A 12,312-nucleotide genomic window follows, 5' to 3' on the forward strand; every position below is an offset into this window, starting at 1 on the left:
TCTATGAAGGATACGGTTAAAAACTTAGTGAATCGGTATGACGATTTAATCAGTACCTTACAAGCAGCCTTTGTCCCTTTACTACTTCTCTTTTGCCGCTTTTGGGTTGCTTGGGTGTTCTTCAATTCAGGACTAATCAAAATCTCGTCTTGGGATAGCACGTTGTACTTATTTGAGCTGGAATACCAAGTGCCAATCTTGCCATGGGAATTGGCGGCTTATTTAGGTACGGCTGCGGAGTTGGTTCTACCGGTGTTCTTGGCACTGGGATTGATTACCCGCCCGATGGCAGCAATGCTGTTTGTGTTCAACATCATCGCAGTGATCTCTTACCCACTGTTGTGGGAGAAAGGTTTTTATGACCACCAACTTTGGGGATTGATGATTCTTATCGTAATCGTATGGGGGCCAGGACCGCTGTCTTTGGACCACATCCTGAAAAAGAAAATGACGAGCTAAAAAACTCCCGCATCATGCGGGGATTTTTTATTATTTATTCAAGTAAGCCAGTAGCTCTTCTGCTGAGATACCTTGCTGAGCGAGGTCTTTTGCCATCTGCTCGACTTGTTCATCTTTGCGTGACTCAATCACTTGCTGAAATTGGTACACGATATCACGCAAAATTGGCAGAGGTACTTGTTTAGCCGCACTACGAATACGCTCGGAGCTTTGATTACCCAGCTCATTAAGCAACTTGCCAAACATCACCTTTTCTGGTGAATCTTCCATTTGCTCTAGAATACGAGCCATTTCATACGTGGTTAACGACATTACTTTTTGAGTTCCGTTATGGTGTCAGGAAAAGTCTGAGTGACAAATATACACGCCTTACTTACATTGGAAAATACTAAATTACACTGATTTACGCTTTCGCAAAGCTCGAGTGCCAGTTCTTCCCTGCTTTTGTAAACAGAACGACCAACGCAGGTAATAGGACCCACATATGAATTGCAATCAAGGTTTGCGGATCCAGAGATAAGCGTTGCAGCGTACCCACCAACAAACCAGAGCCACTCATTTGGAACAATCCAAGCAGTGCAGCTGCCGTGCCCGCCTTATCACCAAACGGTTCTAACGCTTTCCCTGCCGCTGCACCCAGAATGAATGCAAAACCTACAGAAGACATAAAGATAGGTAACATGAAAGAAAGCGCGGTATTCTGACCATTCATCACTAGCATGATCACACCTGCGAGACCCAGAGTTGAGATCCCGGTGACCAAGGTGTTGTGAGTTCCAACGCGCTCCATAAACTTAGGCGCCAGCATACATGCCGCAATGTTTATCACCGCATTTACACCAAACCAGAAAGTGAATTCATTCATCGACAGCCCCATCCCCGTCATCAATACCGACGGTGCTGAGGTAACGTAAGCAAGAATAACCGCCATCGCCATCAAGCATAATGACGCATGGAAAACAAAAGATGGTGTGCTAAGCACTGCCCAATACCGACTAAGCTTAAACACGGCTTGCTTTTCTGTTGACGGGTTAGTCTCTTTCATCATGAAAAACATCAATGATCCAGACACCACAGCAAAACCCGCCATAAAGCTAAAGTTAGCACGCCAGTCAAATTGTTGAGTTAACCAGCTACCTAGAATTGGAGCTAAAGCCGGAATGAAACAAATCGCACCGTTAAGGTAGCTGATCATTTTGCCGCTTTTTTCCGGGCCAAAGATATCGCGAACTGTTGCAAAGGCTGCTACCGATGTCGCACACGCACCTAAGCCTTGTAGCAGTCGGGAAACCAACATCCACTCAATATTTTGAGCACTCCACGCCAATAAAGCGCTCATCGCGTAAATGGTGATACCGCCCAATGCAACAGTTCGACGTCCGAGTTTATCTGCTAAGGGACCTGCGAATAGCTGACCAACACCCATAGCAAATAAGAACCAAGTGATCGTGTCTTGTGCTAGCGCATTATCGACCTGAAAAGTGGAAGCAATAAGAGGTAAAGCAGGTAGATAAATATCAATCGCTAAAGGACTGAAAAGAACCAAAAGGGTCAATAACGCCATCTGTTTTTTACTATTAGAAAACTGGCTAGACACACAACACTCCGAATTGGATAAAGAACTTTGGGTAAAGCTTAATCATCTGATGATATGAATGGAAATGATGTATAATCATGAGCATTATTCCTCAGAGGAAATTCACTGTGAACGTCGAAAAACTGGCTCGTATCGATTTAAATCTATTGGTCTGCTTTAAAGTGCTGATTGAAGAGTTAAATGTTACTCGTGCGGCCCACCGATTGTGCTTAAGCCAATCCGCCGTAAGTAAATCACTGGCTAAACTGCGCATTCAATTTGATGACCCGCTTTTCACTCGAAACTCACATGGATTAACACCTACGCCGCGCGCATTGTTTCTTAAACCGAAACTGGATCTGTTGATAAATCAGTTAGAAGTGCTGACTCAACCCGAAGAGTTTTCTCCGCAAAGCAGCGAATACCGTTTTCAAATAGCAGCTGTAGAGAGTGTCTACCCTCTCATTCTACCCCATTTCTTACCGGCGATTTTTCAACAAGCACCTGGCGTGACCATAAGCACACACCCGTGGTCGGATAATACATTTAAAATGCTTCAACGCGGCGAACTGGATTTAGGCTTAACTGGAAAAGATATCGATATAAACGATGCCAAGCTGACTCTCCAACCACCCGATGACATTTGCGAGTTGGAAATTTATCGTGATTACCAAATGTGCATCATTCGCAAAAACCATCCTGCGCTAAAACAACCTTGGAATCTGGAAGCCTATCTCGCCCTACGCCATGTACAAGTACGTTGTGATGGCAACGACCGTTGGTTGCTGGATTATCGCCTTGCAGATATTGGCGCCGACCGCGATATTGCCGTCACCGTGCCCGACTTTAACAGTGCCGCAAGTTTATGTTCATACACCGACTTTATCTTTACTGCGCCAAGTCATTTTGTGCAACTTGCGGCCAAACAGCTTGATTTGGTCGTGCTGCCACTACCGTTAGAATTCCCACCTATGGCTTACACTTTATTCTGGCACCGAGATAGAGAAAACGACCCTGCATTAGGCTGGCTACGTACGATGATCACACAAAAAACCGATCACCTTAGATAAAAACACCGCACTCAATTTGCGCTTAGCGGCTAAAATGAGTAGCTTAACTGTCGTAGTCCTTTTTGGCTCATCTATGGCCTAGTTGTACTCCGACTCTATTGAAGTGATTGCGAGCCTCAATGGAATCGTAAACTGCATGAAGCAGATGGAAACAGCTCCCACACCTGAGCATGAAGGAGCGGTAATTTGAAGGAATAACACAGATGCACAACGATACCCAAAGCCGCGTGAATGCAATTCGCGAATGGCTAGCACAACATAATATTGATGCCCTACTTGTCCCACATGAAGACGAGTATTTGGGCGAATACGTACCAGCGCACAACGAGCGTTTACATTGGCTAACTGGTTTTACTGGTTCTGCTGGTGCTGCGGTAATCACCAAAGACAAAGCTGCTATCTTTGTTGATGGTCGCTACACGGTACAAGTCACCAAGCAGGTTCCTGCTGATCTATTCGAATACCGTCACCTGATTGAAGAGCCTGCATTAGATTGGATTAAAGACCATCTTGCAAATGGCGCGTCTGTGGCAATCGACCCTCGCATGCATAACTCTGCTTGGTTAGACATGGCACAAGCAAAACTTGCAGGTGCACTTGAGCTTAAGATTCTCGACAGCAACCCAATTGATGAGCTGTGGCACGACCGCCCTGCTCCTGTGGTTTCTGACGTTCGCCTAATGGCAACAGAAGCGGTTGGTCAATCAAGTGAAAGTAAGCGCCAAGAAATCGCAGAGCTCGTGAAAAAAGCCGGCGCAGACAGCGCGGTGATCACAGCACTTGATTCTATCTGTTGGTTGCTCAACGTTCGTGGTCTAGATGTATCACGTCTACCAGTTCTGCTTTCTCACGCGATTCTGCATTCAGACTCAAGCGTGGAATACTTCCTAGAGCCAGCGCGCCTACCTGCTGAGTTTGACGCTCACGTTGGTTCTGGCGTAACAGTTCATCACCCAGAAGCATTACAAGCACGACTAGAAACTCTAACTGGCAAGAATGTACTGGTTGACCCTGCGACAAGTAACGCATGGTTTAAGCTGGTTCTACAAAATGCTGGTGCATCAGTGGTGAGTAAAGCTGATCCATGCCTAATGCCAAAAGCGGCGAAGAACGCAGTTGAAATCGCAGGCATGAAAGCATGTCATATCCGTGATGGCGTGGCGATGAGCAAGTTCCTATCTTGGTTAGATGCAGAAGTCGTTGCAGGTAATCTGCATGATGAAGCGACGCTGGCAGACAAACTGGAAGCGTTCCGTAGCGAAGACCCAACGCTTATGGACCTTAGCTTCGATACTATTTCGGCAGCAGGTGGCAACGCAGCGATGTGTCACTACAACCACGAGAACCAACCTGAACCTGGCAAGCTAGAGCTGAACACACTTTACCTAGTGGATTCAGGTGGTCAGTACCTAGATGGCACAACAGACATCACGCGTACCATTGCGATCGGTCAGCCTTCACAAGAGATGATTAAACAATTCACTCTCGCACTAAAAGGTCACATCGGTGTTGCTCGTGCACGTTTCCCGAAAGGCACACGTGGTTACCAAATCGATACACTAGCTCGTCAGCACCTATGGGCGGAAGGCTACGATTACGACCACGGTACTGGCCACGGTGTTGGTCACTTCCTAAGTGTTCATGAAGGTCCAGCGAGCATTTCGAAGAAGCAAATCGACGTGCCTCTAACAGAAGGCATGGTGCTATCCAACGAGCCAGGTTACTACCGTGCGGATGCGTTTGGTATCCGTATCGAGAACCTAGAGCTTGTTGTTGAAACACCAACTAACGGTGACTTCCCTGTTCTGTCATTTGAGTCACTAACACGCTGCCCAATCGACAAGCGCAATATCAACGTTGATATGCTAACTCGTCCAGAACTTGCTTGGCTGAATGATTACCATCAGAAAGTATGGGATGAGATCAGCCCGCTAGTTGAAGGCAATGTGAAAGAGTGGCTTCGTCAAGCAACACTACCAGTAGCACACAGCTAGAAGCTAGAAGCTAGAAGCTAGAAGCTAGAAGCTAGAAAAAGTAGAGGGTTGATGTTTTGCATCAACCCTCTTTTTTTGCCTATGTTTCACGTGAAACATAACGATGACCAGTGGCTTTATTTATTGCTTAACCGGAATACGCTGAGTGCCAATCTCGCCATACAGGGTCAAAACCTTTGGCTCGAATCATATTTTCCACAGAACCCGCGCTTCGTTCGTCACTGATCTCAAACTGCTCGAGTTCAGCATCATCCATCGCATAACCACCCGGCTGAGTTTTCGATGCAGCAGACATACTAGTGATGCCTAACGGTAATGCATTGTCTCTGAACTTCGGTGATTCACGAGTCGATAATGACAACTCCACTTCTGGATTCAACAAGCGATAAGCGCAAATCAACTGCACAAGCTGTTTATCCGTCATGACTGATTTTGGTTGGAGCGCACCCTCACAAGGACGTAAACGTGGGAAAGAAATTGAGTAACGAGTCTGCCAATACGTGCGCTCAAGATAGTCCAAGTGCGCTGCCACATAAAAACAGTCGGTACGCCACTCTTCCAATCCTATCAAAGCACCAATACCGATCTTATCGATGCCTGCTTTTGCAAGACGATCGGGTGTATCCAATCGGTATTCGAAATCCATTTTATTACCTCGCAAATGGTGCTCGGCGTAAGTCGAAGGATGATACGTTTCTTGATAGACCATCACCGCATCCAAACCCAATGTCTTGAGCTCTGCGTATTCGTCTTGATCTAGCGGCTGCACTTCCATCGCCAAATAGTTAAAGCGCTTCTTAATCATCGGCACCATTTCGCGGAAGTATTTCATGCCCACTTTGGTTTCGTGTTCGCCAGTCACCAGCAATACGCTATCAAACTTCATGCGTTTAATGGCCTCAACTTCTGCAGCCACTTCGTCCCTATTCAAAGTACGACGCTTGATTCTGTTGTCCATAGAGAAGCCACAATAAGTACAAGCATTGGCGCACAAGTTAGAAAGGTACAGTGGAATATAAAGCGACATGGTATTACCAAAACGCTTGCGAGTGGCCGAGTATGACAGTTGTGCCATCTGCTCTAAGTACGCTTCAGCCGCTGGTGAAATTAGCGCTTTAAAGTCTTCCAAATCACGCTTGGGTTTATTCAATGCTCGCTCAACATCTTGTGCCGTTTTCGCGTAGATCGACATCGAAATGTCATCCCAATTAAGCTGCTTAAATTGTTCAACGAAGCTCATGTTTTCCTCGCTTAATAGCTAAACCAATCTAGTACTAAAGCTCATCTAGGAATGACGTCAGTGGACTCGACGCAACCGCATGAGAAACCTTACCGGCAAGTCCGGCTTCATAAGCCATACGCCCCGACTCTACCGCCAACTTAAATGCCTTCGCCATCGCAACGGGATCGCTCGAAGCTGCAATCGCAGTATTAACGAGCACGGCATCCGCGCCCATTTCCATCGCACGCGCGGCATGTGAAGGAGCACCAATACCCGCATCAACAATGACAGGAACATTAGCTTGGTCGATGATGATCTCTAGGAAATCGTGAGAAACTATCCCTTTGTTGGAACCAATCGGAGCACCTAATGGCATGACAGCAGCGCAGCCAACCTCTTCCAATCGTTTACACAGAACCGGGTCAGCATGACAGTAAGGAAGGACAATGAAGCCTTCACGAACCAGCTGTTCAGCGGCTGCAAGTGTCTCAATTGGATCGGGCATCAAGTACTTCGGGTCTGGATGAATTTCCAGTTTTAGCCAGTTAGTACCCAACGCTTCTCGCGCCAGTTGTGCAGCAAACACAGCATCTTTAGCATTCTTTGCTCCTGATGTGTTTGGCAATAAGTTCACCCCCGCTTTTACTAGCGGCAGCAAAATATCGTCTTGTTGGTCATTCACATCCACACGCTTCAACGCCATGGTCGCAAGTTGAGAGCCCGATACTTGAATCGCTTCTGCCATTAATCGGCTGCTGGCAAATTTCCCTGTTCCCGTGAACAGTCTTGATTCGAATTGTTTATCACCAATTTTAAGCATCGACTTTAACCCCCCGCGATCGCTTGAAACAAAGAGATGCTATCTCCCTGTGAAAGAACTGTGCTAGCCCACTCACTGCGTGGCACAACATTGTTATTAATTGCAAAAACGCAGCCCTTTTCTGGTAGCGCAAATTGACTAATGATTTGCTGTAGATTCGACTCACTGGCAACTCGATGTGACTGGTCATTGATGACAATAGTGATCACATCTAAGTCAGCAGCGGTCATTTGTGTTGTTTGTTGTTCTGATAACGTCATTGCTTCCAACTCTCTTAATTCTGCCTATTACTCGTATACTCGTAAGCTAAATCTGAGCACATACTTGGCACTGTTTGTCTTTGCTTATCGCCATGGTTTGCCATTGCAGTTTCAACCCATCAAACAGATGCAACTTGGCAGTCTCGACATGAAACTTTCCCGTCGCCAGTTTTTGAATTGCCGCTATCGCTTGGTAGTTACCAAGTGTGCCCACTACCGGGCCGACAACACCGCTCTCACTGCATTTTTGACTTTGTGGTAATTCGTCAAACGGATACAAACAGCGGTAACAGGCTTTACTCTGCACTTCTTGTTCACTTGGTGTTTGGTAATCAAAGACAGCAAATTGCCCTTGCCAACCAATTGCCGCCGCTGAGATGAGTGGCGTATTTTGCTCGAAACAAACTTGGTTAATTAGCTGACGCGTTGGCATGTTATCGGTGCAGTCGAGCACCACATCCGCTAGCATCACCTCAAGCTGAAGCTGTGCTTTGTCTAATCGCTTATTGATAGCACGAATTTGAACCATAGTATTAAGTTCAGTAAGTTGCTTTACAGTCGCTTTTGTTTTCGCAACTTGGAGGTCTTGTTCACGATAAATGATCTGACGTTGTAGGTTACTGCTATCAACTTCATCGTCATCGACTACAACCAATTTACCAACGCCCGCTGACGCCAAGTACAAACTCGCTGCGCTCCCCAATCCACCACAACCGATGATCAGCACATGCGATTTGCTCAAACGCTCTTGCCCAACTTCGGCAATTTCTGGCAGAGCGACTTGACGTTGATAGCGAAGGAACTGCTTATCCGTGAGCATGCTCGCCTCTCTTACTAAGCGCCAACTCACTATTCTGATCAGTAAACGTTAGCTGTCTTTCCTTCATCAGTTGTGCAAAAAACTCGATAACGAACTGAGGTGATTCTGCCAACGTAATAGCACGCACAACTGCCAAACTAGAGACGCCTGTGCGCCAAACTTGGTCTGCATTAGATTGGTCAATGCCACCAATCGCGACCGTCGGAAAGCCAAGCACATAGTCACTATCTGCTTTGTCTTTTGAAGGATGGAAAACCGACTCCGCGTTTCCATAAGGAATGCTATCAATCAGCTTTTGATACAGAGCCAAGCGCACCAAACCTTGTGGTTTCGATGGCATCTGTTTTGTGGTGGTTGGGAAAATATGCCCTAGCGCGATGTAACTAGGATGAATTTGTACGATGCGCAGTAGCTCATAATAACCATGAGTAGAAAGACCAAGACGAATGCCGGCTTTAGTTAGCTGAGCCAAATTCGATTCTTCTATGTCTTCTTGTCCTAGGTGAACACCATAAGCGCCATGCTTGATTGCCAACTGCCAATAGTCATTGATGAACACTTGTGCTTGATACTGACGACCTAGCTCAATTGCTCGAATGATCTGTTGTTCTAAATCGGCTTGTTGTGGGTCCTTGATTCGCAGTTGAATAGTGTTGATGCCTAGTGGCAGTAAACGCTCAATCCAAGCAACGTCATCAACGACTGGGTAGAGCCCTAGACTTTGCTTGGTTAGAGTTGGAAAGCTAACACTCTCACCTTGTGCAGACCAACCAACTTGAATACCTAGTCGGTTATCCTCCAGTACAGGTGTGGGGAAATCATCAAATTGGTCAGCCCACTGAGTAGAGCGTCCCTCGTCAAGGTTGTCGTTCAACAGTGTTTCACGTGAAACATTCGCTTGTTGAGTTAGCATTCCTTGAGCAAGTGTTAACGCATCTTCGATAGGAAAATCGAGTACTGTCAGCGTTACTATCCAAGCAAGGTGATGTTCGGGATCGAACATTGCGTTGGGTTTGGACTTAACGGAAAGCGCTCTCACTTCGTCGTTAATTGGGTGACGCCAGATATCAAGCTGAAGCACTTTCTCCTTTTCACCGAAAACCTGAGTATCAGCAATACCAATATAAATCGCTTTCGACGGTTGCTTAGCACACGCTTCTACCGACAAAGCAGAACGGTAATAGAGCACAAGTGAACTCTCATGCTCAGAGTCATAATCATCAATGAGATCAGTCGTTATGTGTGTGGTCTGTTGGCCGCGAACAAGCTGAATAGATTGAGTTGGGCTCACACCCAACTCAATGTCTTCAATGCTAAAACCCTGTTCTTTCGCCAACAACAAACATTGCTGAACGAAACCTGTCAGTTCAATCAACGATGACGGAATAAGGATTTTGCTCATTAGTCACTTACCTCAGCATGTGCTGCTGGGTGGTATAGCTCGGAACCTGACTCTCTAAATTCTTGCGATTTCTGACGCATCCCTTCAAGAGGATCATCTAGCATTTTAATCGAGATAGCTTGGTCCGCAGCAACTTGCTCAGTGTCTTTCGCGTACTCTCGTACCTCTTGCGAAATCTTCATCGAGCAGAACTTTGGTCCACACATGGAACAGAAGTGAGCAACTTTGCCGGACTCTTGAGGCAAGGTTTCGTCATGAAAAGCGCGCGCGGTATCAGGGTCGAGCGACAAGTTAAATTGGTCTTCCCAGCGGAACTCGAAGCGAGCTTTAGAAAGCGCGTTATCACGAACTTGTGCACCAGGGTGTCCCTTCGCCAAATCCGCGGCGTGCGCAGCAAGCTTGTAAGTGATCATGCCTACCTTAACGTCTTCTTTGTTCGGTAAGCCAAGGTGTTCTTTAGGCGTTACATAACAAAGCATCGCACAGCCATACCAACCAATCATGGCAGCGCCAATACCTGAAGTAATATGGTCGTAACCAGGAGCAACGTCTGTCGTCAATGGGCCAAGGGTATAGAAAGGAGCTTCATGGCAGTGCTCTAACTGTTCTTCCATGTTCTCTTTGATCATGTGCATTGGAACATGACCAGGACCTTCGATAATCACCTGTACGTCGTATTCCCACGCTATCTTGGTTAACTCACCAAGGGTACGAAGCTCTGCAAATTGCGCTTCGTCGTTAGCATCGGCCACCGAGCCAGGACGCAGACCATCACCGAGAGAAAGTGCCACATCATACTTAGCACAGATTTCACAGATCTCTAGGAAGTGGGTATATAAGAAGCTTTCTTGGTGATGCGCTAAACACCATTTCGCGATGATAGAACCACCACGAGAGACGATGCCAGTAACGCGTTTTGCAGTCATTGGCACATAACGAAGTAGTAAACCGGCATGGATAGTAAAGTAGTCAACGCCCTGCTCTGCTTGCTCAATCAGGGTATCGCGCATCACTTCCCAGTTAAGGTTTTCCGCAACACCATTCACTTTCTCAAGCGCTTGATACATTGGTACGGTACCGATCGGAACCGGACTGTTACGTAGAATCCACTCGCGAGTTTCGTGGATGTTACGTCCAGTAGAGAGATCCATAACGGTATCGCCACCCCAGCGCGTTGCCCATACTAACTTCTCTACTTCTTCCTCAATCGAAGAAGTGACCGATGAGTTACCGATGTTGGCGTTCACTTTGACCAAAAAGTTACGTCCAATGATCATTGGTTCGGATTCTGGGTGGTTAATATTGGAAGGGATAATAGCGCGACCTTCGGCGACTTCTTTACGCACGAATTCGGCGGTAATATCTTTTGGTAGGTTCGCTCCGAAGCTTTGACCCGGATGCTGTTGATTCAGCACTTCATCGCGATACTTGGCACGCCCCATGTTTTCACGCAGCGCGATGTATTCCATTTCTGGGGTAATAATACCTTTGCGAGCATAGTGCAATTGGGTCACACAATGGCCATCTTTGGCACGTCGAATACGTGGTAGATTACCGTAACGAAGATCGTCTAGTGTTTCGTCTTCTAAGCGTTCTTTGGTGTACACCGAGCTTACTTCATCAAGTAGCTCAGTATCGGCACGCTCTTCAATCCACCCTTCTCTCAGCTTAGGTAAGCCGCTATAGAGGTCTATGGTGTGCTCTGGATCTGTGTATACACCCGAGGTATCGTAAACGCGTACTGGCTCATTAGGTTCGAAAATAGGCGCTTCTTTTGTGCCTCCAATAAGGCTATCAGCGAGTGATATTTCACGCATGGGTACACGAATATCTGGACGTGAGCCTTCTACGTAGACTTTGCTTGAATTGGGGTACGGTTGTACCGAGAGTGTATCAATGAACTGTTTTGCTTCCAGTCTCGCTTGTTTGCGACTCGACATAGCATTTTTCCTTGCTTTGTTATACTAGATAAAAAGTAATTGGATAAAAATGCTTGGCGGATAGATGCGACAAGAGGAGTCAAATTAAGGCTAGTTAAAGCTTACGATATTTGCCTGTAACAACATTCGACTTTTGATAGATCAACCAGAAAGAACTCCGGTGTGAATATCTTCTCTTGTTCCCTTCGCAGATTCTAATCTGATCAGGTTCAACGGATCCCGAATTAACGGTCTCAGCCTTATGGCACTCCGACAAGTGATGTCAGTATATAAAAACGGCTTGGTGAAACCAAGCCGACCTGTTCAATTTTTAACTACTTTGCTAGCTGCGCATCAATAATTGAAAGCCTATCCACGCCGCTGAAATACTTAACACTACATTCAACAATACGTTCAACCCCATCTTAAAGAAAGCGCCCTGCTGCATAAGCAACACATTATCCATCGAGAAGGTGGAAAACGTCGTTAGTGCCCCTAAAAAACCCAAGCCAATCACTTGTCGCCAAGGTTCCGTTGCCAAAAGTTCATTATCGAAAGCTGCTATCAATAAGCCCATCATAAATGAGCCAACAACGTTAACGGTTAACGTACCATATGGAAAACCACGCCCCAATAAAATGACACAAAGTTCAGAAATTAAGTAACGAGAACATGCACCAAATGCACCACCCAATGCAATAAAACCCAAAACGGATAGTTGTCCCATAATTCCCCCAGAAAAGTTAATGGCGACATTGTAATCAAATTTA

General features: G+C 46.2%; 12 protein-coding genes and 1 riboswitch. Of the genes, 3 read left to right on the forward strand and 9 right to left on the reverse strand.

Going from position 1 to position 12,312, the window contains the following annotated elements; genetic code table 11:
- Positions 1–3 precede the first annotated feature (3 nt).
- Positions 4–459, forward strand: coding sequence for a DoxX family protein (locus N646_RS10510; protein WP_017821782.1), 456 nt, complete (start codon positions 4–6; stop codon positions 457–459).
- 30 nt (positions 460–489) lie between these two features.
- Here N646_RS10510 and tsrA read toward each other — a convergent pair whose 3' ends face one another.
- On the reverse strand, positions 490–771 hold the full coding sequence (tsrA, locus tag N646_RS10515) for an H-NS-like global regulator TsrA (protein WP_005378786.1): 282 nt from the start codon (positions 769–771) through the stop codon (positions 490–492).
- A gap of 91 nt (positions 772–862) precedes the next feature.
- The gene (locus N646_RS10520) at positions 863–2,056 is read right to left on the reverse strand and encodes a multidrug effflux MFS transporter (RefSeq protein WP_005382927.1); all 1,194 of its coding nucleotides are present in this window, start codon (positions 2,054–2,056) and stop codon (positions 863–865) included.
- 107 nt (positions 2,057–2,163) lie between these two features.
- Between N646_RS10520 and N646_RS10525 the strand changes: the two genes are divergently transcribed.
- On the forward strand, positions 2,164–3,105 hold the full coding sequence (locus N646_RS10525; protein WP_005378791.1) for a LysR family transcriptional regulator: 942 nt from the start codon (positions 2,164–2,166) through the stop codon (positions 3,103–3,105).
- A gap of 203 nt (positions 3,106–3,308) precedes the next feature.
- Positions 3,309–5,099: an aminopeptidase P family protein gene (locus N646_RS10530; protein ID WP_017821781.1), complete on the forward strand. Its 1,791-nt coding sequence runs from the start codon at positions 3,309–3,311 to the stop codon at positions 5,097–5,099.
- Between the two features lie 127 nt (positions 5,100–5,226).
- On the opposite strand, the gene thiH is transcribed toward N646_RS10530, so the two are convergent.
- The 7 genes from thiH to crcB all read right to left on the reverse strand — a co-directional run bounded on the left by thiH (position 5,227) and on the right by crcB (position 12,269).
- Positions 5,227–6,339: a 2-iminoacetate synthase ThiH gene (gene thiH / locus N646_RS10535; protein WP_017821780.1), complete on the reverse strand. Its 1,113-nt coding sequence runs from the start codon at positions 6,337–6,339 to the stop codon at positions 5,227–5,229.
- Between the two features lie 34 nt (positions 6,340–6,373).
- The gene (locus N646_RS10540) at positions 6,374–7,141 is read right to left on the reverse strand and encodes a thiazole synthase (protein ID WP_017821779.1); all 768 of its coding nucleotides are present in this window, start codon (positions 7,139–7,141) and stop codon (positions 6,374–6,376) included.
- 5 nt (positions 7,142–7,146) lie between these two features.
- Positions 7,147–7,401, reverse strand: a complete 255-nt coding sequence (gene thiS / locus N646_RS10545) for a sulfur carrier protein ThiS (RefSeq protein ID WP_017821778.1) — start codon at positions 7,399–7,401, stop codon at positions 7,147–7,149.
- Between the two features lie 46 nt (positions 7,402–7,447).
- Positions 7,448–8,221, reverse strand: coding sequence for a HesA/MoeB/ThiF family protein (locus N646_RS10550; RefSeq protein ID WP_017821777.1), 774 nt, complete (start codon positions 8,219–8,221; stop codon positions 7,448–7,450).
- Positions 8,208–9,623 carry a thiamine phosphate synthase gene (locus N646_RS10555; RefSeq protein ID WP_017821776.1) on the reverse strand — a complete coding sequence of 472 codons (1,416 nt, stop codon included), beginning with the start codon at positions 9,621–9,623 and terminating at the stop codon, positions 8,208–8,210. Before N646_RS10555 ends, N646_RS10550 begins: the two co-directional genes overlap by 14 nt.
- Entirely contained in the window at positions 9,623–11,563 is a 1,941-nt protein-coding gene (gene thiC / locus N646_RS10560) for a phosphomethylpyrimidine synthase ThiC (protein ID WP_017821775.1), read from the reverse strand. The genes N646_RS10555 and thiC overlap by 1 nt, the downstream gene beginning before the upstream one ends.
- Before the next feature lie 163 nt (positions 11,564–11,726).
- A riboswitch (TPP riboswitch) is annotated at positions 11,727–11,825 on the reverse strand.
- Positions 11,826–11,885: 60 nt separating this feature from the next.
- Positions 11,886–12,269, reverse strand: coding sequence for a fluoride efflux transporter CrcB (crcB, locus tag N646_RS10565; protein WP_005378811.1), 384 nt, complete (start codon positions 12,267–12,269; stop codon positions 11,886–11,888).
- Positions 12,270–12,312 lie beyond the last annotated feature (43 nt).

Origin of the sequence: Vibrio alginolyticus NBRC 15630 = ATCC 17749 (genome assembly GCF_000354175.2) — a bacterium.
Classification (GTDB): Bacteria; Pseudomonadota; Gammaproteobacteria; order Enterobacterales; family Vibrionaceae; genus Vibrio; species Vibrio alginolyticus.